The organism is Kribbella sp. NBC_00889 (assembly GCF_045207705.1).
Taxonomy (GTDB): domain Bacteria; phylum Actinomycetota; class Actinomycetes; order Propionibacteriales; family Kribbellaceae; genus Kribbella.
In genome coordinates this window covers 2,444,193-2,468,353 of the sequence record NZ_CP108783.1, presented here as the reverse complement: position 1 = coordinate 2,468,353, position 24,161 = coordinate 2,444,193, and the positions used below count along the sequence as shown (strand labels likewise).

The window sequence follows — 24,161 nt, the reverse complement described above, 5'->3', positions numbered from 1 at the left end:
CAGGTCAACGACTTCCCGACCGCTCAGGCGGCCGTACCGCCTGGCCGTTGGACACCGGCGCAGCTGCGGACGGGCTCGGAGCCGCGCCTACGCGGCTTGACCTGCAAGCGGTTGCAGCCCAAGCTATGCAGCATGACAACGCCAACGATCGAGCCTTGGGTGCGCATCTTCTCCGATCCCGTCGCGACGGGGCGAGCGGCGGCAGCCGATATCGCGGCCGAGCTGCGCCGGGTCATCTCCCGCAAGGGTGAAGCACGAGTGATCTTCGCCTCCGCACCGAGTCAGGCAGAGACCATCAATGCATTACTGGCCGAACCGGATATCAATTGGTCCGCCGTGACGGCATTCCATATGGACGAATACATAGGGCTCGACGCCGACGATCCGGCCGGATTCGGCAATTGGCTCAAGAAGGCGCTGTGGAATCGGGTGCCACTGGGCACCGCACATGTGCTCGACCCGACCGGCGGGGCGGCCGCCGAAGCCCGTCGCTACGCGGAGCTGCTCGCGGCGGCACCCATCGACATCGTCTGCCTGGGCATCGGCGTCAACGGCCATATCGCCTTCAACGATCCGCCTGTCGCGGACTTCGACGACCCGCAGCCTGTGAAGGTTGTCGAGCTCGACGAGATCTGCCGGCAACAGCAGGTCGACGACGAATGCTTCGACTCCTTCGACGACGTACCCACACGTGCATTGACGCTCAGCGTTCCCCGGCTGCTCGACGCGGCCCGACTGTTCTGTGTCGTGTCGAAGGAAAGCAAAGCCGAGGCCGTTCGGGCCACTCTGCTCGACCCACTGGGCGAGCACTGCCCGAGCACCATCCTCCGCACCCACCCGGGCTGCACCCTCTATCTCGATGCGGACGCCGCAAGCCGGCTGCGCGCGACTCTGGGCGCGACTGTGCGCCCGACTCTGGGCGCCTGACTCTGGGCGCCTGACCGCACCTTCCCGAGCTGCGTGAGAGGTGCCGTGATGTCGATAGAGTGCACGCGGGGGCGAGGGCCGATCGCGCCGGTGCCCGAGAGCAGAAGGAAGTCGACCCATGACGAAGGTCACCATCTACTCGATCGCCGACGCCCTCGGGGTGTCGGGGTCCACGGTGTCCCGGGCCTTCACCCGTCCGGATCAGGTGCGAGACGACGTCCGGGCGCGCATCCTCGCGAAGGCCGATGAGCTGGGTTATCAGCCGAACAAGTCGGCACGCCGCCTGGCCACCGGCCGTACGGGCGCCATCGGGCTGTTCATCCCCGACATCACCAATCCTTTCTTCCCGCCGCTGGTCCGCGCGATCCAGCAGGCGGCGGCGGACAACGACGCCTCGGTGATCATGGTGGACGCGGGAGAGAGCACCTCCGCCGAGGCCGCGCTCATCCGGCGACTGGCAGGGCAGGTGGACGGCGTGATCGTGGCGTCGCCACGCGGCACCCCGGCCCGGCTGCGCGACGCGCTCGGCTCCACCCCGGCGATCGTGGTGAACCGGGAGATGATGCATTCGACCACGGTGATCTGTGACAACTCGGCGGCGCTCGCGCAGGCCGGCGACCACCTTCGCGACCTGAACCACGAGACGGTCGCCCTCCTGCACGGTCCATCGGCGTCCTGGGCGGCCCGGCAGCGTGCCTCCGCGATCAGGAAGTGGGCTGCCTCAGCCGATGTCGAGCTCATCGAGCTCGGGCCTTTCGAGGCCTCGTACGAAGGGGGCAGGGAGGGCGCGGCGGCCTTCGCCGACTCCCCCGCGACGGCGGCCTTCGCCTTCGACGACCTGACCGCCTGCGGCGTCGTCGCGGGCCTTGCGGAACGGGGACTCTCTGTGCCGGGCGATCGGTCCATCGTCGGCTGCGACGACGTACTGCTGGCCAGGGTTCTCACGCCGAAGCTCAGCACCGTGAGCGCGCCGATCGGGAGGCTCGGCGCGGCCGCGGTGGATCTGCTGGGCGAGGTGATGGCGGGGAAGCAGCCGGACTCGCTCCGGATCCAAGGGGACTTCACCCCGCGCCAGTCGTCGGGACCGGCCCCGACGACCTGAGTCAGGCGACGTCCGCGGCGAGTTCGGCGAGCTCGTGGTCGAAGCGGGGTTGGGCCTCGGTGAAGGGCATGTGGCCTATGCCTTCGTACCGAGACGGTCTGGCGGGTTTGCAGACGTTGAGGACGTGTTCGCCCATTGAGGGGAGCACGATGGTGTCGGACATTCCGTGGGTGACCAGCACGGGCACGGAGAGCGCGGACAGTACGTCGTCGCTGTCGATCTCGCGCGAGATCAACGCCCCCCTCACCTCGGGAGGAACGACCATGTTCCAGGCCAGGGCCGCGCTCCAGTCGTCCGGCTCGAGCGGCTCGGCGGTGCAGACGCCGAGAAAGCGTCGTACGGCGGCGATGTTCGTGGCCAGGTCGGGCATGCTCGCGTCGGGAGCGTTCTCGAGGAAACCGGGACCGATGTGGTCGAAGGTGGGCGGCTTCAGCATGACGGCGGCCCCGACCAGGTTGATGGCACCGATCCGGTCCTCGCCGTACGCCCGGATGTAGTCGGAGACGATGAACCCGCCGTACGACCAGGCGACCAGCACCGGCCGGTCGAGGCCCAACTGATCGATGACCGCGGCGAGGTCGTCCGCCCACAACTGCGGGTCGCGATAGCTGTCCGCGCCCAACGGCTTCTCGGACATGCCGTGCCCCCGGTTGTCGAACGCCACCAGACGAAAGTCGTCGGCGAGCCGGCCCTGCATCTGGTGCGCCCAGCACATATGACTGGCCGACCAGCCGTGAATGAAGACAACTGCACGCCCTTGGCGGTTTCCCCACTCCCGGGCGTGCAGCCTGACGCCTCCCCCGCCGCGGACGTCGTACGTCGCTGTCGGCTCGGCGAGAACCGCCGACGCCCGGTCAGAACTGACCATGTGCTCCATCGAATGCCTCCTTCGAAGTGCCCGGGACCCGGGCGCTTGCCCTGATACCTGTGAAGGTAGGCAGCCGTACGAGTCGCTCGCATCGGAGCCAGCACGCAATGCCGCGGCGGCGGGCTGGCGGCCAACACGCAGCAGCAGCCTCGATCAGCGACGCTGCGTCTCGGAGAACCTGGCCGCCGCGGCCGCGCGTCCCGCCTTGCCCGAGACATGCAGCTTGACGTACGTGTTGGTCAGATGACGCTCGACAGTCCGGACGCTGAGGCTCAGCCTGTCGGCAATCACGTCGTTCGTCAGTCCGGCCGCGACGAGCGCGAGCACGTCCAGCTCCCGTGGACTGAGCTCATCGATTCCGCCTCCGGGCCGCGCGGTGGCCGGTTCCGTCCCGAGGAACGCACGCAACTCCGCGACGAAGTTCGCCCATGCGGGCTCATCCGACAGCAGGATGTGGTTCGCCGACTCCAGGAGGACAAGCTGCGCTCCGGGGAGCAAGGTGGCGAGCAGCCGGCCCTCGTCCACCGGCACGACTCGGTCGCCCGCTGCGTGTACGACCAGCGTCCTCGTCCGCACCCGCGCCGCGAGCCCCACCACGTTGAGGCGGCCACGCGCGTCGTAGAGACGTACTGCGGTCGCGGCCGAGGTGGAGTGTCGCTGCAAGTCGTCGTACCACCCCATCTGCTCGGCCGTGCCGGCTGGCAGGAACAGCATGCTGAAGAGGTGCCGGAACGTCGGATCGGGATCGGTCCAGCCGGCGGAGATCGCGGCGACCAGCGCCTCCTGCAGCCGGCGCTCGCCCACACCCCGAAGTGTCCGGCCGCGCGCGTATCCCCCGTAGAGGACCAGATGCGTGAGCCGCTCGGGATGACGAGCCGCGTACGCGATCGCGACCGCCGCACCGGCCGAGACGCCGAGCAGCGCGAACCGGTCGAGGCCGGCCGCATCGACCACGGCTTCGAGGTCGGCCACCCAGGCATCGAACGAGATGTCGTCGACGTCGCGATCCGAGAGCCCGCAGCCGCGCTCGTCGTACCGGACCAGGGTGTGACCGTCCCCGAGAGCGTCGAGCCAATGGCGACACACCGGGCTCTCCCATTCGAAGTCCAGATGGCTCATCCACGTCGCCACCCTGACGATCGGCGGGCCGTCACCATGGACGGCGTACGCCAGCTTCACCGCATCCGGCGCCACACAGTAGCCGACCTTGTGTCGCATCTCCCGATCGTAGCGAGAGCAGCCCCGCATCATCAGCTGCAGACGAGGCGGGAGGTGGCGTGGCTGCCGAACAATGGGCGCAGGCTGGAGCACCATCGCTGGGAGGGCCACGTGACGACAGAGCCTCACGCGTCCGGAGTCGAGCGCGAGCGGATGGCAGATGACCGGAGTGACTGGTATCTGTGGGGTCCATACCTCAGCGAGCGTCAGTGGGGAACGGTGCGGGAGGACTACAGCGCCGACGGCGAGGCGTGGGGCTACCTCTCGCACGACCGCGCCCGCTCCACGGCGTACCGGTGGGGCGAGGACGGACTGGCCGGGTTCAGCGACATCGAGCAACGGCTGTGCATGGGGCTGGCGTTGTGGAACGGGCGCGACCCGATCCTCAAGGAGCGGCCGTTCGGCTTGACCGGCGCGGAGGCGAACCACGGCGAGGACGTCAAGGACTACTGGTGGTACCTCGACGCCGTACCGAGCCATGCCTGGAACCGCTGGCGTTACCACTACCCGCAGCGCGCGTTCCCGTACGAGGACCTGCGCGCCGAGAACGGCAGGCGCGGCAAGCACGATCCGGAATACGAGCTCCTCGACACCGGCGCGTTCGACGAGGATCGGTACTGGATCGTCGAGGTGCGGTACGCCAAGGCGAGCCCGACCGACCTGTTGATGTCGATCCAGGTCACGAACGCCGGACCGGACCCGGAGACACTCCACGTCCTGCCGACGGCCTGGTTCCGCAACACCTGGTCGTGGAGCCCGGGTGCGCAACACCCCGAGCTCGCCGCGACCGGTGAATCGAGCGTTCGCGTCTCGCATGCATCCCTGGGCGAGCTGGAACTACTGGCCGCACCGGGGCCGGACGGGACCACGCCGACTCTGCTGTTCTGTGAGAACGAGACCAACGCCCAGCGCCTGTACGGCGTTGCCGGGTCGACGCCGTACCCGAAGGACGGCATCAACGACCACGTCGTCGCCGGTGCGCCCACAGTCGATCCCGCTCTGCGCGGTACCAAGTGCGCGGCCTGGTATCGCGTCGACCTCGCTCCGGGTTCGACCGCGGAGCTGCGGCTACGACTGCGTCCGGCAGGATCAGGGGCCGACTCCGCGACCGCGCTCGGATCGGAGTACGAGCAGGTCGTCAGGTCCCGCCGGGCGGAGGCTGACGAGTTCTACGCCGATCTCACCCCGGCGGCCGCCTCACCCGACGAGGCGATGGTGATGCGGCAAGCCTTCGCCGGGCTGCTGTGGAGCAAGCAGCTCTACTACTACGACGTTGCCCGCTGGCTGGACGGCGACCCGGGACAGCCGGTGCCGCCGGCTTCGCGGCACACCGCGCGCAACCACCGATGGCGCACCTTCAGCGCCTTCGACGTGATGTCGATGCCGGACAAGTGGGAGTACCCCTGGTTCGCCTCCTGGGACCTCGCGTTCCACTGCATCGCGCTGGCCCACGTCGATCCCGACTTCGCCAAGAATCAGCTGCTGCTGGTCTGCCGCGAATGGTTCCAGCATCCGAACGGCGCCCTTCCGGCGTACGAGTGGGACTTCAGCGACGTGAACCCGCCGGTCCAGGCGTTCGCGGCGCTCGAGGTGTTCGCCATCGACGGTGGGCGCGATCTGGACTTCCTCAGCCGCATCTTCGACAAGCTGCTGGTCAACTTCACCTGGTGGGTCAACCGGGAGGACGCCGACGGGTCGAACCTGTTCGAGGGCGGGTTCCTCGGGCTGGACAACATCGGCCCGCTCGACCGATCACATCTGCCGGTCGGCGGGGTGCTCGAACAGGCCGATGCCACCGGGTGGATGGCGGCCTATGCGCTGGCGATGACGACGATCGCGGCGATCCTGAACCGGACCGGGCACCGGCCCGCGCGCGACCTGGTCCACAAGTTCCTCGAGCACTTCGCCGCGATTCGCACCGCGATGGCGCAGCAGGGAATGTGGGACGAGACCGACGGCCTGTTCTACGACCGGATCGCCACCCCGGGCGGCGTCGTACCGGTGAAGGTGCACTCGATGGTCGGCATCATCCCGATGCTGGCGGTGGCCGTGATCGACGACCAGCTGATCGAGCGAGCTGTTGCCCCGGGCAAGCAGTTCGCCGAGTTCCTCGATCGCCAGGGCCTGCGCGACCGCGAGAGTCTGGCGGACGCCGGCGTACTGCGGGGCGACGCCGGGCAGCAGCGGCTGCTGATGGGAGCCGTCGGCGTCGAGCAGGTACTGCGCCTGTTCGGCAAGCTGTTCGACCCCGACGAGTTCTTGTCGCCCCACGGACTGCGCTCGATCTCCGCCTACCACCGCGACCATCCGTACACCCTCGAGGTGGAGGGGATGCGCGCCACGGTGGACTACGAACCGGCCGAGTCGACCACGGACATGTTCGGCGGCAACTCGAACTGGCGCGGGCCCGTGTGGTTCCCGCTGAACTTCCTCGCGACCACCGCCGTGCAGCGCTACCACCGCTTCTTCGGCGATGACCTGAAGGTCGAGTACCCCACCGGATCGGGCGAACTGCTCGCTCTCGACGCCATCGCCGACGACCTGTTCGCCCGGTTGGTGTCGATCTTCCTCGTCGGCCCGGACGGCCGGCGGCCATGCTTCGGCGGGGTCGACCGGCTGCAGAGCGACCCGAACTGGAAGGACAACCTGATGTTCCACGAGTACTTCCACGGCGACAACGCCGCCGGTCTGGGCGCCGCGCATCAGACCGGCTGGACCGGGATCGTGGCCGACCTGATCCGGCGCAGGCACGGGTCGGTGCAGTCCATCGGCGATGTCCTCCGCACGATGGGCAGCGACCGCTGAAGGGCTGAGTTTCGTCGGTCAGTTGTGGTGGTGGTCCAGTTGGCTCCTGATCTCACCGCCCGTGAACAGGCTGCTGTGCACGTTGACGTACGTCGTGCCGTTCCGGATCGCCTTGACCAGGTCGTCGAACTGGCCGGCGGTCAGGCTCTGGGCCGCCGGACCGATGACGTCGGCCGGCCTGATCGTGCCCGTGATGGTCGCCGGTGCCGCGGGGCACGCTTGGGTCCCGGCGGGGCCGTTGCCCAGGTTGGTGCACAGGAACACGCTGATCCCGCCGCTCTGCGCCTTACCGCCGAAGTGGATGTGCGCCTGCTGGACCGCGCCCTCCAACGTGGTGTAGCTGAGGCGATAGGTGATCGTTTTGGCCCGGTCGTTGATCTGGGCCTGGAACCGTCCGCTGCCGTTCGTCGAGATCGGCGCCGGGTCCTCCTCGTAGCCGGTCAGTTGCTCGCGGATCGTGTTCGGAGTGCTGCCCGCGTCTTCCCGTCCCGCCGTCGCCACACTGCCTGTCGCCGTGGCCGCCAGCCCGATCGCGAAGGCCGCAGCCACCCAACGTGCTCGTCTTGCCACCATGTGCTCCCTCCCTCACCGAGGTGTGATCGTGGTCACACCCCAATGAACGATGTCGGGACCTGGAGGGTTCAGTCACCTGGGGCACCAGAGCCTCTCCGCGAGCGGTGTCAGCATGGAGGGATGGAGAGGGTTCGCGAGCTGCTGGAGGCGGAACAGCGACAAGCGCTCCGGCGCCTCGCAGGCCTGACCGGCGACTTCGACGACGTGGTGGCGGCCTCCCGCGACACCAACGCCGACGACGAGCACGATCCTGAAGGTGCGACGATCGCGTTCGAGAGGTCGCAGGTCTCAGCGCTCGTACTGCAGGTCCAGGGTCACTTGGCGGAGGTCGAGGCGGCAAGCGATCGGCTGGCGGCCGGCACCTACGGGATCTGTGAACGGTGCGGACAGCCGATCGCGAAAGCCAGACTCGAGGCGAGACCGACGGCTCGCACCTGCATCGGATGCGCCTCTTCAAGCTGATCCGGCTGAGACGCAGGGCTCTAGGAGTCGAGCCGCTTCCACTGTCCCTCGGAGATGACCTCGACGGTGCCGTCGGTCACCTTGATGGCTGTCTGGTCGTCGATCGCGTACGCCGGACCCGCGATGTCGGCGGCCCACCTCTCCGCCTCGGCCATGGTGTTGTCCGGCATGGACTCGTGACCCAGGTGCGGGAAGATCGAGAAGTCGACGATCCCCAGCGTGCGGTCGTCCGGCGCGGACTGCCACTCGACGAAGTCCGCACCGATCCGCGGTGTCATCACCATGCTGCCGGCACTCACCCCCACCCAGACCATCTCGGGCAGCGACGGCAGCAGGTCCACCAGCCCGGACTGCCGCATCCAGTGGCACAGGTACGTCGCGTCGCCTCCGTCGACCAGTAGTACGTCGGCCTCCCGCACCCAAGGGACCCAGCGCTGCTCACCGATACTGGGCAGCGCGGTGAGCTCCAGCACGCCCACTGACTTCCATCCCAGGCTGCCCATGTCCCATGGAGGTACGCCGGCAACGAAGCCACGCACCGACGCCGGCCCGCAAACCGGGTGGCCCCACTGCGCGGTAGGGACGCAGAGGGCGTTGCACTCGGCGATCGGTTTGCCCGGCAGGTCGACGAGCGCGTCCTGAATGCTCGGGTTCGTGACACCGCCGGAAGTGAGAAGAAGCCTCACGCTTGCCTCCTGGACGTAGCGGTCATGACACTTTCCTCGAGAGACGGGAGATCGGTGATGACAAGACAGACTGGACCATAGCGCAGCCGGTGCGTCGAACCCGTCGTTGGAGAGCGTCGACATGAGCGAGGCAAGGGAACACGAGGCAGGGCGGCGTACAGGTCGGGCGTGGTCCTCGGCCGGCGCGATCTATGGCACCATCGCGTCGATGGCCGTGGTTGCCGGCGGGGCGAAGCAGACCGCCATCAGCCGGCTGCTGGTGGTGACCGTCATGACCTTGGTCATCTTCTGGCTGGCACATGTCTACGCCAACGCGCTCGCTCACCATCTCAATGCAGCGGACGGCCTCGATTGGCGTGCGGTGCGCAGTGCGATGGCCGAAGAGTGGCCCCTGGTGACCGGACCGCTGCCGGCTCTGGCAATCCTGGCGCTCGGGGCCCTCGACGTACTGCCGGACCGTTCGGCGGTCCTGCTGATGCTGTGGTGCGGTGTCGCGCAGCTCCTCGGCTGGGGAATCATGTTCGCCCGCCGCCAGCGCTGGGGCTGGCCGATGGCGCTGACCACCGGCGCCGTGAACGCGACGTTCGGCATCCTCATCGTCATTCTCGAGGTGCTCATCCACTGACTTGACCTATCCCGGTCAGAGATCGTGCGAGATGGTTCAGGGATGAGTGGCGCGAAGAAGCGGTTGCCGAAGAAGGTGTACCAGCGGGAGTTGCTGCGACTGCAGGCCGAGTTGGTGAAGCTGCAGGAATGGGTCCGGGTCGAGAAGACCCGCGTGGTGGTGGTCTTCGAGGGCAGGGACGCGGCCGGGAAGGGCAGCACGATCAAGCGGGTGACGCAGTTCCTCAACCCACGGGTAGCCCGGATCGTGGCGCTGCCGGCTCCGACCGAGCGCGAGAGGTCCGAGTGGTACTTCCAGCGGTACATCGAGCACCTCCCGGCCGGCGGCGAGATCGCGCTGTTCGACCGCTCCTGGTACAACCGGGCCGGCGTCGAGCGCGTGATGGACTTCTGTACCAACCAGGAGTACGCGCGGTTCCTGCACCAGTCCCCCATCTTCGAGCGGCTCCTGGTCGAGGACGGCGTACTGCTGCGCAAGTACTGGTTCTCGGTCAGCGACAGCGAGCAGGAGAACCGGTTCCGCCGCAGGCTCGAGGATCCGATGCGGCAGTGGAAGCTGTCACCGATGGACCTGGAGTCGATCAGCCGCTGGGAGGATTACTCCCGCGCCAAGGACGAGATGTTCGTGCACACCGACATCCCGGAGGCGCCGTGGTACGTCGTCGAGAGCGAGGACAAGCGCTCAGCCCGGATCAACATGATCGCGCACCTGCTGTCGACCATCCCGTACTACGAAGTCCAGCGGCCACCGCTGGGCCTGCCGCCACGCCCACCGTCGAAGGGCTACGAGCGAACGCCGCGAGAAATGCAGACCCAGGTCCCCGACCACGCGGCGGGGCTCTAGGTCATCGGGCGGCGCCGCGGATCGTTGCTTGTTGCTGGGCCTTCAGGGCCAGGCGCATGGTTTCGAAGGTGTGGGCCTGTGGGGCGGCTGTGGTGGTTCGTTCGCGGACGTCGCGGACCAGGTCGGGATAGTACGTCGTCTCGACGTCCGAGCAGTCGATGTACTGCGTGCCTTCCTGGTTGACCAGGAAGAGGTGGTCGCCGCCGTCGCGGCCCGCGATGTCGACGTACTTGCGCAGCTCGATGTAGCCGTCGGTGCCGAGGATCATCAGGCGGCCGTCGCCCCAGGTCGGCAAGCCGGCCGGCGTGTACCAGTCGACCCGGATGTACCCCTGGGCGTTGTCGCTGCGCAGCAGGATCTCACCGAAGTCCTGCAGGCCCGGCTCGTCCGGGTTGGCGAAGTTCCCGACCGTACTCGCCACGATCTCGGCGGTCCGTGCACCGGTGAACCAGAGGAACTGGTCGATCTGGTGGGAGGCGATGTCGGTGAGGATGCCGCCGTACCGGCTGTTGTCGTAGAACCAGTCCGGACGGCCGGCTCCACCACCGAGGTGACCGCGGTCCCCGACGCGGTGCGGCCCGAGCCCGATGGTCTGCACCACGGTCCCGATCCGGCCCTCGCGGACCAGCTCACCGGCCTTGACCACACTGGCAACCTCGAACCGCTCGGAGAACGTCACCGACCAGAACCGCCCGCTCTGACCGACCGCCTTCTCGATCTCCTCCAGCTGCTCGAGACTGACGCAGCCGGGCTTGTCGGTCACGACGTCCTTGCCGGCCAGCAACGCCGCGACGGCGATCGGTCCCCGTCGATCCGGTACGGCGGCGGTCACGATCAGGTCGATCCCGTCCTGGCCGATCAGGTCGTCCGGACTCTCGACCACCGCAACGTCGGGATACCGCTCGCGGACCCGGGTCGCGATCGCGGCCGCGGGATCGTCGGTCGCCATCGCGACGAACTCCGCACCGGCCCCGACCAGACCCGCGATCTGCCCGAAGATGTGCGCGTGATCCAGCCCGACCGCGGCGAACCTGACTGCGTGCGTGGAAGTCACCCGGATTCCTCCCGATTCGGCAACGTTTCAACGCTCACCCTATGCCAGATCGGCAAACGCTTGCCAGCCTCGGCGAGTCGGGCCGGCCCGGGCTCTTGCACAGGCGGGGACCGGGACGGAAAATCGCCGGTACGGTCGCCCTCCGGGACCGCGTGACACCGCCCTGCACCGGTAAGGAGTGACGTGAGATTCTCGTTCTTTGCGCCGAAACCCGAGGGGAGACCCGATGCAGGCCATCGGTCTCGGCCTCGCGCTGTCCCCGCTCTGACCATCGGTGCGCTGGTGGCCGCAACCCTGGTCCCACTCACCGTGGGACAGGCTTCCGCCGGCACACCCACGACGTACGCCGAGACACCCGACAGCGTCAACCTCGCCCTGCTGCCGGGCGCGGTCGCCTCTGCCAAGTCCCAACGCATGACCGCACCGGCGGCGACGTACGCACCCGCCAACGCGATCGACGTGTTCGTGCACAACGGATGGACCTCGAACTACGCATCGGTCGGCAGCGGCTACGACCCTACCCAGGACTGGTTCCAGGTCAAGCTGGCCTCGCCCGCCCCGGTCTACGAGGTGTTCAGCCGCTGGACTTCCCCGGCCAAGCCGACCGAGTACGACCTGCAGGTCTCCACGGACGCCGACTGCCAGACCTGGTCGACGGTCACCCATGTGGTGAATCCGAGCGACAAGGATTCCCAGGTGATCGACCGCAAGGACCCGATCTCGTGCGTCCGGATGCAAGCCACGGCCACGACTTCGACCACCGGATACACCCTCAACGAGTTCGAGATCTGGTCCGGCCCCAAGCCGCCGCCGACCGTGGGACAGATCATCCCCGTTCCGGTCAAGCAGACGGCCGGCACCGGTCAGCCGTTCGAGCTCACGGCCACCTCGCGGATCGTCGTCTCCAGCAGTGCGCTCACCGCGACGGCTGAGGTGCTCGCCGGCTACCTGCGGCCGGCCACCGGGTTCGTGCTTCCCGTGGTGACCGGTTCCGCCACGGCCTCTGACGTCGCCCTGAGCACGGGACCTGTGTCCGGTGTCCCAGCGGAGAAGGCGGACGAGGGCTACTCCCTCACTGTGTCGAGTGCGGGAGCGAAGATCGTCGCCCCGCAAGCACACGGTCTGTTCAACGGTTTCGTGAGCCTTCGGCAACTGTTGCCAGCAGCAATCAACTCCTCCACCGCCGGCGCAGGGCCCTGGACCGCACAGCCGATCACGGTCCTGGACTACCCCCGCTACGCGCATCGAGGTCTTCAACTCGATCCTGCTCGCAACTTCATGACCGTGGCCGAGATCCGGTCCATGATCGACCAACTGGCCGCGTTGAAGGGCGACCGGCTGCACCTGCACCTGAGTGACTCCCAGTCCTGGCGGCTGGAGATCAAGGGCTACCCGGCTCTCGACGGCACCGGGTGCAACGGATCGGGCTGTATCGCGGGCTTCTACACGCAAGAAGACCTCAAGGGCCTGGTCAAGTACGCCGCCGACCGGTTCATCGAGATCGTCCCAGAACTGGAAGGCCCGGCCCACGCCACGGCGGCGGTCAGGTCCCTGGGCGGCGTCGCGGTCATGGGTTGCCAAGGCCAGACCCAGACCGACCGGTTCTGCACCAACCCGAACGACCCGGCGAGCGGGCGGGCGCTCGCGTTCTGGCGAGACGCCATCGCACAGCTTGCCGCGATCTCGCCCGCACCGATCGTCCACATCGGCGGCGACGAGGCCATCGGGATGCCCCACGACGACTACAAGTGGTGGATCGGGCAGATGGAGTCGATCGTCAACGACAACGGCAAGCGGATGATGGGCTGGAACCCCGCACTGGAGGGCTACGCACCGGGCTCGACCTCGATCAACCACTACTGGTCCGACTACACCGGCGGTGGTCCCCCGCTGATCAAGCCCGAGTGGTTCAACCAGGGCCGCAGCGTCATCACGACCCCGGAGTGGAATGCCTACCTCGACTTCGGGTACGACGGGTCGCCCGGCCGGACGCCGAGGACCGAACTCGACAAGGCCTACACGTGGGACCCGGAATGGGTGTGGGAGAAGTACCGGTCCGTCTGGGCGCAACCGGCGTACGGCGGGCCGAAAGCCGAGGACATCATCGGTATCGAGGCGCCGATCTGGGGTGAGCAGATGCGTGGGCTGGCCACGAACGAGTTCATGGTCTTCCCACGGCTGGCCGGAATCCTGGAGAAGGCCTGGTCGCCCAAGGTGCTCACCCAGGACTACGACGCGTATGTGCAACGGCTCAGCGTCGCCGGACCACGGTGGGCGTTCGCGAATGTGAACTACGGCTCCATCGCCCAGGTCAACTGGACTCCGGAATCGATGGGCACGGTCAGCCGCTTCGGCACCGACAGGACAGTCAGCAACGCACCTCTGGGGCGCCTGGCTGCCGGATCGATTCCGCCTGGTGAGTTCACCGCCATGGTCGACTGGGGCGACGGATCCCCTGCCGAGGCCGGCACAATCGCGGCGCGCGACTACGTGGCGAGCCAACGTCAAGGCAGAAGCCTCATGACCGTGAGCGGTAGCCACACCTACCCGGCCGACGGTGTCTATCACGGGACAGTCACCTACAGCCGTCAGGGCCAGACCTGGCACGTGCCGTTCGTCGCGACCGGCGTGCCGTCCTGTACGACGATGGTCACCGGGTCACACGAGGGCCCGTTGACCGTGTCCTCGGGCGTCGCGTGCCTCGATGGCGCGACGGTCTCGGGATCCGTAACCGTGGCAGCGGGTGCCGGGCTCTACGCATCCGGGTCCGTGTTCGGCGGCCCGGTGACGGCGTCCGGCGCAGGCAACGTTCTGCTCTGCGGTACGACAGTGGCCGGGCCGGTCAGCGTGACCGGTCGGACCCGGGTCTGGCTCGGCAACCAGAACGGCGAGTGCGCGCCGACGACGGTCCAGGGTCCGGTGACGGTCCGCGATTCGGTGGGTCAAGTGACGGTCGACGGTGCCACCGTGGCAGGCCCACTCGTCGTACAGAACAACACCGGCTCGACGATTGTCTCCGGCAACCACATCGGCGGACCACTGTCCTGCACGGGCAACTCCCCCGCCCCGACCAACGCAGGCCGACCCAACTCCGCCTCCGGCCCGAAGACAGGCCAATGCGCCACCCTCTGACAGCCGGCAACTGAACACAACGGCCCTGCGCACCCCACAAGTGCGCAGGGCCGTTGCCTGCACAGCGCGCTCATCTCACTGGCCTGCGTGTGCCGCCGACGGACAATTACCAAACGCATGAATCAGCGGATCCGCGGATCGCAATTCTTCGTTGTCCTCTACTTTGTCGACGAGATGAGGTCCATCATCGTCTTATAGCGCCCAGTCCCGGTCACGACGCATTTCATGACTGGACGACCAGCGCTGGGGGACGAATCAGGGGATGCTATGGCCGCGCCGAAAATCAGGTCACTCGATCCACGGCTTTCGCCGAAGCTCGACGTCTTCTTGGGCGGTACCGACGAGGTCAACCAAGCGCGGGCGGAGCAATGCCCGTCCGTAGCCTTGGCAGAGCCCGCGGTCGATGGCCCGGGAACCGCGCCCGCCACCAGAGAGGCGCTCGCGCCAGGTGAGTTCCGCGAGTCGATCGAAGTCGAGGGCGATGCTCCGGTCGACGCCGCGAGTCCGCGGGCCCCGACCGTTCTGTCGCCGGCGGAGGTGATCGCCCTTGCGACGCAGACCCCGCAGAAGGCGCCGCCGGAGAACGTCGCCTTCAGCCTCTTCGTCAAGCTCGATCGGGATCTGACGCCGAGCGTCCGTCAGGCGGCCATCAAGGCGGTCAAGCGTTATGCCAAGAGGTCGCGCTGGAAGCTGGACACAGGCGTGGTCGAGGTAGCCGCGAGGGACGTGCGAGACCTGCTGGTCAATGCGGCCGTCGCCTACGTCGAACCAGGCCAGGCGTTGCGGGGTCCGGAGCCGCTGATCGGCCACAACATCACGAAAGGACCGGGCGATTCGCGGCGGGTGAAGGCGGAGAGCGCTCGCCACCACGACGGTCAGAATGTCCTGGTCGGGATCATCGACGTCGGCGGATTCGACTTCGCACACACGGACTTCCTGGACAAAGGCGAGACTCGCTGGGTTTCGATCTGGGATCAGGCGGGCTCCTCACGCCCCTCTCCGGCCGGCCGCATTCCCCCGCATTACGACGGCTTGGACTACGGATCAGAGATTTGCCGTGGCGCCATGAACGCGGCGATCAAGGCGGCGCGCAGCCGGAACATGGCCGCCAGCAGCCTCGAGCCCCAGTCGCAAATGGTCATCGGATCGCATGGCACTCATGTGGCATCGATCGCCGCCGGCAACGACGGAGTTGCTCGCAAGGCGTTCATCGCCGGCGTTCTTCTCGCGCTGCGCCCGGAGGACACTGTCGCGGCGTCGAGCTTCTACGACTCCACGCGCATCGCCGACGCTGTCGAGTACCTGATCGAACTGGCAGCGGAACTCGGCCAGGACAACACCCCTCTCCCGCTGTCGATCAATATCAGCCTGGGGACCAACGGGCATGCCCACGACACCTCGAGCGCCATGGCCCGGTGGATCGACAACGCGCTGGCGACGCGCGGCAGATGCGTGTCCGTCGCAGCCGGCAACGCGGGCCAGGTCGAGCCCGGCTCGCCCACCGACCGTGGATACGTCAAGGGACGGATCCACGCCAGCGGAAGGATTCCCGCGACCAACCTGCGGCGCGAACTCGGCTGGATCGTGGGCGGAGACGGCGTACAGGACATCTCCGAGAACGAGCTGGAAATCTGGTACGGCCCCCAGGACCGCTTCGACGTCGAGGTCAAGCCGCCCGGTCAGCCCTGGCTGGAGCCGATCAAGCTCGGCCAGATGATGCGGAACGCGCTCCTGGGCAACGGCACGGTCCTGAGTGTCTACAACGAGGCCTATCACCCCGCCAACGGGCTGAACCGGATCTCGGTGCTGCTCTCACCGTTCTTCGGGCCGCAGCAGCCGGGCGGTAGCCCGCAACTGGGTCCGATCGCCTCCGGGGAGTGGCGTGTCCGCCTCACCGGAGCGGTCGTGCGCGACGGCAGCTTCGACGCCTGGATCGAGCGGGACGACCCACGGCGTGTGCCCGGCTCCGCACAACAGTGGCGCTATCCGTCGTACTTCGCATCGGGCTCGTACACCGACGATCGCATGATCGGTTCGCTTGCCTGCGCTGAGCGCCTCCTGTCCGTCGCGAACGCCGACATCGATCGCAACGCCGCGCATGTCACGTCCAGTCGCGGTCCGACGCGGGACGGCCGGCCCAAGCCCGATATCGCGGCGAACGGCACCGGTGTGGTTGCCGCCAAGGGCTTCGACAGCGAAGTCCAGTGGATCGAGATGACCGGCACCAGCATGGCCAGCCCTCATGTCTGCGGCGTCGCCGCACTGATGCTGGGGATCAAGCCCGATCTGACCTCCGCGCAGATCCAGGGAATCCTGCGTTCGACATCGTCACCGCTTCCCGGCCAGACCTTCGGCTGGCGCAACGACACCGGCTTCGGCCTGATCGACGCCGCCGCCTGCGTGCGGGCAACCGCGAAGTTCACCGACATGGTGGTCAAGTCGACGGCCGCAACCGAGAGTGGGAGCGCGCAATGAAGCTCGATGTGTTCTTCGCCAAGGACGGGGACTGTCTGCTGCTCACGTCGGCGGACGGGCACCACATCTTGGTGGACGGCGGGCGAACGGCCAGTTTCGAGTCACAGACGCGCCCGGTACTGCAGGATCTCGCCGACAACGGCGCGCCGCTCGACCTTGTCGTCGTCAGCCACATCGACGCCGACCACATCTCGGGAATCATCTCGCTGCTGCAGGACCTCGCGGCCTGGGAGGTGCACGACTTCCAGGTGAAGGAAGGACACAACCCGGCCTTCCCGCAGCCCAAGCGGCCCCGTCCACCAGAGATCCACGGACTTTGGCACAACTCGTGGCGAGCGCAGTTCGGCGACCTGGCCGGACCGATCAGTGCGATCGCCATGCAGATCTCCGAGGCCGTCGAACTCGCCCCTCGCAGCGACGCCGCGAGTACCGGCCCGGCACGGATCGCGCTCACGTCCATCGTCGACCTCACCGAGAGCATCACCGACGGCATCGAACTCATGAGCCTCGTCGACGACCAGACGCCAGTCCCCCGCAACAAAGGCTTCAAGAACAAACTCGTGCGGCTACGCGAGCCCATCCAGCGCCGGCACTTCGGGAGCGTCACGCTCACCGTTCTGGGGCCGACCGAAGAGCACCTCGACAGACTGCGGAAGGACTGGCGCGAGTGGCTCGAGGATCTGCTCGGCTCGGGACGGCAGGCGGGGCCGCGCGGCGACGGGCAAGGATCGGCCGACGGGCCTGGGCTCGGTCTCGATGATCTCCTGCTCGCCGGCCCGCCCACCTCGAGGGGCGAGGCTGAGGCTCTGATCAGCTCCATCGGCACCGCGGCGGAGATCATCGCGGAGTCGAACTCGGCGCGAGTGACACCGCCCAACCGGGCCTCGATCACGCTGCTCGCCGAGGAAGACGGCAAGACCTGCCTGCTCACCGGGGATGCTGCCGAAGACGAACTCCTCGAGGGCCTGACGGCCGCCGGGCGCCTGGTGGCCGACGGGCCTTTCCGCTGTGACATCGTCAAGGTCCAGCATCACGGCTCGGAGAACAACCTGAGCACGAAGTTCGCTGACCGCGTGCTCGCCGACCACTACGTGTTCTGCGGCGACGGTGCCCACGGCAACCCCAATCCGCGGGTCATCGCAACCATCGTCGAATCTCGGCTCAAGGCCCCCGGCCCGTTCACGATGTGGTTCAACTGCTCCCAGGACCGCACCATCGCCAGCCGCAGGGAAGCCCTCGGAGCGGCCATCGAAGAAGCCCAGGATGCGCAGTCGCAGCACCCGGACCGAATCGACGTGAAAGTCCTCGACGACCTGCAACCCTCTTTCGCCATTGAGCTGTAGCGTCACGCGGACATCGGTGTCAGGGCGAAGGGGCAGCGTGGTCGGAGTAGTGCGCGGTCGGCCGACCGTCCCAGCGGAAGTACAGCCAGAACCCGACCGACACCAGACCGAAGAACGCGAAGAAGGCGAGCGCGCGAAGTACCGACCGTACGTCGATGCCAGGACTGTCGGGCCCGTAGGCCTGGACAACGAAGACGTACACGAAGAAGAGCACCGCTGCTGACTGCGCAAGCAGCCACGCGATCCGATGCCAGTCACGCAGTCGTTCGCCATCGAGAAAACGCAAGGGAACAAGGCCGAACGTCAGTCCCTCGACGCCGAGCACGATGATCCAGAACAGCACGGCGTCGCCCACGACCCACGCGAACTCGGCGTGATCACCGTGCGCCCGGTCGTACGTCGCGTACCGGCCGATCCAGGCCGCGACGCCCACTGCCACGAGAACCAGCACGCCGGTGAGAACGGCCGGGCCGTCGTTGTCCGGAGCCGGCGGCCGGGCGGCCTTGGCCGCGACGAACCCGGCGATCATGCCGTAGAAGTATGCCGGTTCGAGGTGCAGACCCCAGGAGAGCAGGCAGCACGCGAGTCCGACGAACAACGCGGACGGCAAGGCTCGTAGCCGGCCCGGGGTATTCGTGCGAGACCGCCGGAACAGCTCGATCGATCCTTCGTAGATCAGGATGACGAGTAGGGTCGCGACCAGGAACGCGATGAACTCGGCCGCGACGTTGCCGTCCGGCCGCTCCCGGTCCGCCAGGAGCAGCGACATCAACGCGATGGTGGCGAGGAAACCGATGAAGCTCACGGCGCGCCGTATTCGTCCGCTCTCTACGCCGCTCATCCACCCGAACGCCTTGGTGATCTCGACCTCGTTGTTCTCGTAGGTCTTGTTGAACAACTCGGCCGGAAACGCCACGAGCAGAAAGAACAGCGCGGCGAGCGCGAGCACAGCCAGCACTGCGACGAGCGACATCCGGAAGTCGACCGGAAAGGGCACCGACATGGTCGTGAGCACCGGGTTGACGTGCTTTCCCGGCGGAGGCGATGGCGGAGGACCGGTCGTCGGCGGAACGCTCGCGGTCGGCGACGGTCCCGCCGAGGTGGTCGGCGGCGCCCCACCCGAGGTTGTCGGTGGCACCTGTGCACTTGTGGTCGGGCTGCCTGAAGGCGTGGTCGTCGTCGGAGAACTCGGCACCGGCGACACCGTCGCCGTGGTCGGAGTGCCGGTCGGCGTGCTCACGGTTGGAGTCGGTGACGTTGGCGTCGGCCTGGAGGGGACGACGACTGTGAACGTGAACGAGTAGGTGCCGAACGCCGAGCAACCCACCGTCACTTCGGTGGCCCCGGCCGGTGCGTCATCCGGTACGGCGAACTGACCGCGGAACCAGCCCCTGGCCGCCTCGAGAAGCGTCGGCTTGTTCAGGTCCTTCCAGGTCACCTCGACCACATCGCAGGACGTAAAGCCCCGGCCCTGAACCCACACAGTGTCACCCGGAGCCCCGGAAGTCTTGTCGACATCCAGAGAAACAAGGTTCACGACCTCCCTGGCGACAACCGACTCCAAGCACGTGGCTTGCAAAGTCCACGACTCCGGAGGAACGTCCCCCGGGATCGTGAGCCGCAGCTCGCCGAATGACCCCTCGTCCAGCTTCTGAGGCTCAACCGTCACGTTGGGGTGCCCGGTCCACTCCAACAGCACCTCGCCCTCGCAGGCCTGGAGATTGCTGCCTTCCACGGTCACCGACTCGCCGGGCTTCACTACCTGAGGCGCGATGGTCAGCGTCGGCACGTCAGGATCGGCCGCGGCGGTGGCGAGGACGACGGTGATGGCGAGGGCCGCGAAGGCGCTGGTCAGGAGGTGGGCGCGGTGGGATCGCCTGGTGGTGCGGCGCTCAGCCGTAGCGCCAGGATTTGTTGTGCTGCCGGTCGACCGGCCGTGGTTCCGCCCCGAGTACATGATCCCCCGGGAATACCGGACCGTGGTGAGTCCCGTTCCGTCTTCCCCGGAATTCTTCCAGCGTGCGACCGGGCCACGGGTACGTCAATGACAATTCAACGGATATTTCCGTCGGCATTCACCCAGTTGCTTCAATCAATCGCCCCAGAAGAACGCGCCCACACAGACTTGACTCTTCCTTTTGCCTGTCGATCGTCGCAACCTTGGCCCAGGGACCGTTCCGCCGCCTGTCGGTTTCCAACGCGGCGGCCGGTGAACAACTTGTCTCAGGGGGTGGCAGACGATGGCGAAAGTCAAGGTTCTGTTGGAGGTGGCCGGCCAGGATGTCCCGGGAGGCTTCGAGTCCTTCCAGGAATCAGCCGATTCGGCCTTTGCGGTGCATCCGACGATGACGTCGTCGATGGATCGAGTCGCGGGAATGGGCGTGGAGCTCGACGAGCCCTTCTTGTCGATCCCCATGTTCAGCGACCCGGCACCAGGATCCGGGATCGGGCTGACTTCGCTGGACGCCTTCTCCGCGTTCGCCGCATCGTCCACGAATCCGGACCTGCCTGCTACCTCGGTCGTCATTGCCGCCGAGGTCGACCCGGCCAGGCTGGACGATTTGCGAGCTCGCGACGGCGTCACCGTCTGGGCGAACTCTGCGCTGACACTCTTCCAGAACGACGATGTCCTCGACCTCGCCCGGTCCCGTGCCGGATTGGACTGCCGCCCGTTCCGGCAGGCCGTCAGTCTCGAGGTGGTCAGGACGATGCTAGGCGTCAGGCGGGCCTGGGACGACGGGTTCCGTGGCCAGAACATCGCGGTCGCGATCGTCGACGAGGGCGTCAACGGCATCCAGTACCCGGTCGTCGACGGGTTCGCTCGTCCCGGCGCGCAACAACCTGGCGCCGCACCGATCACCAGCCACGGATCAATGTGTGCCGCCGACATCCTCGTCGCGGCACCTAGTGCCCGCCTCTACGACTACCCGTTCCTGGGCATCGCGAACTCAGGCGGCGCGCTCGCCATGTTCCAGGCGATCCTCGACCACCGCCGCATCGACGGAACACCCCACCTGACGTCCAACAGCTACGGCTTCGCCGGCGTGCCACCCATAGCGAGCTTCCCCGAACACGAGGTCCACGACATCAACCACCCGTTCACCCGAAAGGTACGCGAGGTCGTCGCCTCCGGCGCGGTCTGCTTGTTCGCCGCCGGCAACTGCGGCCAGAATTGCCCGAGCGGCAACTGCCAACCATCGGGTATCGGCCCAGGCAGGTCGATCCACGCCGCGAACAGCATCCAGGAAGTCATCACGGTCGCAGCAGTCAACACACGGCACGAACGCATCGGCTACTCCTCCCAGGGCCCAGGGATGTTCCATCCCGAGAAGCCGGATCTCGCCGCGTACTCGCATTTCTTCGGCAACTTCGGACCGGACCGCCCGGGTGGCGAGACGGACAGCCCGTTCGACAACGGCACCTCCGCGGCGACCCCGGTCGCGGCCGGGGTCGCCGCCATGCTTCTGTCGGCGAACCCTTCGATGACCCCGGACCAGCTCCGTGACGCGATGCTCGCAGGACTCCACAACGTCTCAGGGACAGACTGGGATCCGGGATACGGGCGTGGCATTGTGAATGCTGCGGCGTCGTACAGTGCGCTGAAGCGCTAGCCCTGGAGGCCATGTGCGTTGGCTCATCACTGTCCCGGCCGACTTCGACCTTGACGCCCTCGCCGCGGCGGTCACCGCCGCGGCTGGGTCGTTGGGCGACGAGGAGCCCATTCCACTGGGCGACGACGAGCTGGCCGTCTATGCAGAAGGCCCCGCTGACCTGCCGCGAACCCTGCACGAATCGATCAGCGAGGTGCTCAAGGTGAGCCCGAACTCGGAGCCGGAGCCGTACTGAACCCGGTCAGGCTCCGCAAGGAGCAGCCGGAGTTCGGGCGACTCTGGAACCTCGGTGAGGCCAAGTTCACCATCCTGGTCCCCGCCCAGGCAGCGATCAGCGCCTACTCAGCCTGCTCTGACAGCCTTCAGAGCGTGTGCAGCTTGGCGAAGGGTGATGTGACGCGCAGCAGCTTGCCGCCGCCCAGGTCGACCACCACCGCATAGGTCCCTTCGACCGAACTGATCCGGCCCAGGCCTTCCTTGTCGTGGGACACCCGATCACCAACCTCGAAGGTCTTGATCGGTTCGGGCACCTTCGGCTTGAAGGGACTCGTGGACAAGTGACGACGCGTCGTCGCGCGGGAGGGCTCCACAACCCCAGTATGCGCCCAACGCGGCCCCTTGCGCACACCCAGACCCGTTCTCGCCACGCCACCGGGGCAATCACTCGCCGTGGATGAGGTTTGCGGGCTCGGCTTGGCCAAGACTGAGCCGGCCAGTTCCCGTCAGGAGGGCGATCACCGATGACAGCCGAAGCACCGTCCCGGCCGGGCCTTCGGGTCGGGCCCACGAGTGAGTTCAGTCTGTTCTTCCACGTGAAACCCGGACACGGTGAAGCACTGCGCAAGACCTTGCAGGCATTGCAGGAATCCCCCGGCTACCGGCCCGGCGACTACGACCTGCCGATCGGGACCATCCACGAGGCGCGTTTCGTGCCGTTCGACAATGACACCCGGCTGCTGTTCGCCACCAGCTTCGACGGCTCCTGGGACGCCTACATGCTGGACTTCGCGTCCAAACCGCTGAAGCTGTTCGACGCCATCTTCCGGCATGTGGAGGGGTACGACGGTCTGCCCGACCTGGAGGCGGTCAAGGACTTCATCATGTCGGCGCAGCTCACCGCTGGCGCCTACGCACGCAACTACGGCGGAACGGTCAAGGAGATCCGCAAGGCCGAGCGCGTGAACAAGGCGTTCCAGGAGGTCCTGGACGACCCGGAGGCGGCCGAGCTGCTCCAGGCACCGGCCCTGGCCCCGTTGCTCGCCGAGGCGGCGGACTGAGCGTGGACCGCCGAGGAGACTCGCATGTCTGACCACATCTCGGGCCCGCGTGCGCTGGCCGAGCCCATCGCCGACATCACCGACGTCTTCGCGTTTCCCAGCCCGGAGACACCGGGCAACCTGGTCCTGGTTCTCAACACCCTGCCGTTCGCACCGCCCGACGGCCGTTTCTCGGACGGGCTGATCTACCGGCTCCGGCTTCGGCCGCTCACGCCGGCCGGCGGACCGCCCGGATCGGCGCCGTTCGCCGTGGGCACCGAGGAACTGGTCTTCGACTGCGTCTTCTCCGACCAGTCCCCCGAGGCAGGCCCGCAGTCCGGTTTCTGCCGCACACCGGCCGGCGACGAGGTCACCTTCGGAGTCGGCGATCCCGAGGGGGGCAAGGGCGCGGGGGTACGGGCGTTCGCCGGCCCCCGCTGGGATCCGTTCATCCTCGACGCCCCGGCGGCGCTGAAGACGATCGCAACCGGCGAGCTCGCGTTCACCGACCCGTCGGCGATCTTCCTGGACGGCAAGAACGTACTGAGCATCGTCGTCGAACTCGACTGCGCGCAGCTGCTCGGCCGGACGGACGGCCTGGTCGGTGTGGTCGCGGAGACCCTGACCCGGGGCCGGCTCACCATCCGGATCGAGCGGACCGGCCGGCCCGAGGTCAAGAACCTGCTGCTCGGACCGAAGCAGTTCGACCCGGTCAACCGGGACCTGGAGATCCGCGACCTCTACAACATGGAAGACGGCTTCCACCTGGCCGACGGCTATCTCGGCGCCTACCGGGCGCGGCTGAACGCCAACCTCGCCTTCTGGGACGGTCTGGACGGCACCGTCGACTGGCCGGCCGACGAACACGGCGACCACCCACTGACCAAGCTGGTGCTCGCCGACCAGCTCGCGATCGACATCGGCAAGCCCTATCAGGAGCACGGGTCGTTCTTGGAGATCGAGCGGGCCGCCCTGGCGGGGCGGGAGCACCGGACCTGCGGCGGGCGAGCGCTCAACGACGACGTGATGGACACCTTCTTCACCCTGCTGGTCAACGCCGGCAACGGGCCTGTGATCCGGGACGGCGTCGATCGGTCTTCGCGGCCGGCGTCAAGTGTCTTCCCGTACCTCTCCCCCGCGAATCCCACGCCCCCGCAGCCACCCGAACACGTGTAGGCGGC

At 67.4% G+C, this 24,161-nt stretch carries 21 protein-coding genes; 14 read left to right on the top strand and 7 right to left on the bottom strand.

Annotated elements, in window-relative coordinates; genetic code table 11:
- Window positions 1–132: 132 nt before the first annotated feature.
- Window positions 133–927, top strand: coding sequence for a 6-phosphogluconolactonase (locus OG817_RS11910; protein ID WP_406054051.1), 795 nt, complete (start codon window positions 133–135; stop codon window positions 925–927).
- A gap of 118 nt (window positions 928–1,045) precedes the next feature.
- On the top strand, window positions 1,046–2,029 hold the full coding sequence (locus OG817_RS11905) for a LacI family DNA-binding transcriptional regulator (RefSeq protein ID WP_396393608.1): 984 nt from the start codon (window positions 1,046–1,048) through the stop codon (window positions 2,027–2,029).
- Window position 2,030: 1 nt separating this feature from the next.
- Here the strand turns inward: OG817_RS11905 and OG817_RS11900 are convergent, their stop codons facing one another.
- Together OG817_RS11900 and OG817_RS11895 are read right to left on the bottom strand one after the other, a co-directional pair.
- Window positions 2,031–2,906 carry an alpha/beta fold hydrolase gene (locus OG817_RS11900; RefSeq protein WP_406054048.1) on the bottom strand — a complete coding sequence of 292 codons (876 nt, stop codon included), beginning with the start codon at window positions 2,904–2,906 and terminating at the stop codon, window positions 2,031–2,033.
- 144 nt (window positions 2,907–3,050) lie between these two features.
- A complete protein-coding gene (locus OG817_RS11895) occupies window positions 3,051–4,115 on the bottom strand; it encodes an alpha/beta fold hydrolase (RefSeq protein WP_406054046.1) in 1,065 nt (354 codons plus the stop codon).
- Window positions 4,116–4,226: 111 nt separating this feature from the next.
- Here OG817_RS11895 and OG817_RS11890 point away from each other — a divergent pair, with 111 nt between their 5' ends.
- A complete protein-coding gene (locus tag OG817_RS11890) occupies window positions 4,227–6,920 on the top strand; it encodes an MGH1-like glycoside hydrolase domain-containing protein (RefSeq protein WP_406054044.1) in 2,694 nt (897 codons plus the stop codon).
- Window positions 6,921–6,938: 18 nt separating this feature from the next.
- On the opposite strand, the gene OG817_RS11885 is transcribed toward OG817_RS11890, so the two are convergent.
- A complete protein-coding gene (locus tag OG817_RS11885) occupies window positions 6,939–7,493 on the bottom strand; it encodes a CHRD domain-containing protein (protein WP_406054042.1) in 555 nt (184 codons plus the stop codon).
- Window positions 7,494–7,613: 120 nt separating this feature from the next.
- Between OG817_RS11885 and OG817_RS11880 the strand changes: the two genes are divergently transcribed.
- A complete protein-coding gene (locus OG817_RS11880; RefSeq protein ID WP_406054040.1) occupies window positions 7,614–7,955 on the top strand; it encodes a TraR/DksA family transcriptional regulator in 342 nt (113 codons plus the stop codon).
- Window positions 7,956–7,975: 20 nt separating this feature from the next.
- On the opposite strand, the gene OG817_RS11875 is transcribed toward OG817_RS11880, so the two are convergent.
- Complete coding sequence (locus OG817_RS11875; protein ID WP_406054038.1) at window positions 7,976–8,641, bottom strand: Type 1 glutamine amidotransferase-like domain-containing protein; 666 nt, start codon at window positions 8,639–8,641, stop codon at window positions 7,976–7,978.
- A 121-nt stretch (window positions 8,642–8,762) separates the two neighbouring features.
- On the opposite strand from OG817_RS11875, the gene OG817_RS11870 reads away from it, so the two are divergent.
- Both OG817_RS11870 and ppk2 read left to right on the top strand, forming a co-directional pair.
- Window positions 8,763–9,266, top strand: a complete 504-nt coding sequence (locus OG817_RS11870; protein WP_396393601.1) for a hypothetical protein — start codon at window positions 8,763–8,765, stop codon at window positions 9,264–9,266.
- A 42-nt stretch (window positions 9,267–9,308) separates the two neighbouring features.
- Window positions 9,309–10,109: a polyphosphate kinase 2 gene (gene ppk2, locus OG817_RS11865; RefSeq protein WP_396393600.1), complete on the top strand. Its 801-nt coding sequence runs from the start codon at window positions 9,309–9,311 to the stop codon at window positions 10,107–10,109.
- 1 nt (window position 10,110) lies between these two features.
- Here ppk2 and OG817_RS11860 read toward each other — a convergent pair whose 3' ends face one another.
- The gene (locus tag OG817_RS11860; protein WP_406054035.1) at window positions 10,111–11,163 is read right to left on the bottom strand and encodes a Gfo/Idh/MocA family protein; all 1,053 of its coding nucleotides are present in this window, start codon (window positions 11,161–11,163) and stop codon (window positions 10,111–10,113) included.
- Between the two features lie 282 nt (window positions 11,164–11,445).
- Here OG817_RS11860 and OG817_RS11855 point away from each other — a divergent pair, with 282 nt between their 5' ends.
- The 3 genes from OG817_RS11855 (at window position 11,446) to OG817_RS11845 (ending at window position 18,113) form a co-directional block, all read left to right on the top strand.
- On the top strand, window positions 11,446–14,295 hold the full coding sequence (locus OG817_RS11855) for a beta-N-acetylhexosaminidase (protein ID WP_406054033.1): 2,850 nt from the start codon (window positions 11,446–11,448) through the stop codon (window positions 14,293–14,295).
- A gap of 267 nt (window positions 14,296–14,562) precedes the next feature.
- A complete protein-coding gene (locus OG817_RS11850) occupies window positions 14,563–16,770 on the top strand; it encodes a S8 family serine peptidase (protein WP_406054031.1) in 2,208 nt (735 codons plus the stop codon).
- Window positions 16,767–18,113 carry an MBL fold metallo-hydrolase gene (locus OG817_RS11845; RefSeq protein ID WP_406054028.1) on the top strand — a complete coding sequence of 449 codons (1,347 nt, stop codon included), beginning with the start codon at window positions 16,767–16,769 and terminating at the stop codon, window positions 18,111–18,113. The genes OG817_RS11850 and OG817_RS11845 overlap by 4 nt, the downstream gene beginning before the upstream one ends.
- Window positions 18,114–18,132: 19 nt before the next feature.
- On the opposite strand, the gene OG817_RS11840 is transcribed toward OG817_RS11845, so the two are convergent.
- Entirely contained in the window at window positions 18,133–19,116 is a 984-nt protein-coding gene (locus OG817_RS11840) for an FGLLP motif-containing membrane protein (protein WP_406054026.1), read from the bottom strand.
- Between OG817_RS11840 and OG817_RS11835 the strand changes: the two genes are divergently transcribed.
- The 3 genes from OG817_RS11835 (at window position 19,115) to OG817_RS11825 (ending at window position 21,959) form a co-directional block, all read left to right on the top strand.
- Window positions 19,115–19,417, top strand: coding sequence for a hypothetical protein (locus OG817_RS11835; RefSeq protein WP_406054024.1), 303 nt, complete (start codon window positions 19,115–19,117; stop codon window positions 19,415–19,417). The two genes, OG817_RS11840 and OG817_RS11835, sit on opposite strands and share 2 nt — an antisense overlap.
- Before the next feature lie 936 nt (window positions 19,418–20,353).
- Window positions 20,354–21,724 (top strand): S8 family peptidase, encoded by a 1,371-nt coding sequence (locus tag OG817_RS11830; RefSeq protein ID WP_406054022.1) that lies wholly within the window; start codon window positions 20,354–20,356, stop codon window positions 21,722–21,724.
- Between the two features lie 13 nt (window positions 21,725–21,737).
- Window positions 21,738–21,959, top strand: a complete 222-nt coding sequence (locus OG817_RS11825) for a hypothetical protein (protein WP_360455977.1) — start codon at window positions 21,738–21,740, stop codon at window positions 21,957–21,959.
- Between the two features lie 127 nt (window positions 21,960–22,086).
- Here the strand turns inward: OG817_RS11825 and OG817_RS11820 are convergent, their stop codons facing one another.
- Complete coding sequence (locus OG817_RS11820; protein ID WP_360455974.1) at window positions 22,087–22,314, bottom strand: hypothetical protein; 228 nt, start codon at window positions 22,312–22,314, stop codon at window positions 22,087–22,089.
- Window positions 22,315–22,464: 150 nt separating this feature from the next.
- Between OG817_RS11820 and OG817_RS11815 the strand changes: the two genes are divergently transcribed.
- Both OG817_RS11815 and OG817_RS11810 read left to right on the top strand, forming a co-directional pair.
- On the top strand, window positions 22,465–23,001 hold the full coding sequence (locus tag OG817_RS11815) for a hypothetical protein (RefSeq protein ID WP_396393592.1): 537 nt from the start codon (window positions 22,465–22,467) through the stop codon (window positions 22,999–23,001).
- A 24-nt stretch (window positions 23,002–23,025) separates the two neighbouring features.
- Entirely contained in the window at window positions 23,026–24,156 is a 1,131-nt protein-coding gene (locus OG817_RS11810) for a DUF4331 family protein (protein ID WP_406054019.1), read from the top strand.
- Window positions 24,157–24,161: the final 5 nt, after the last annotated feature.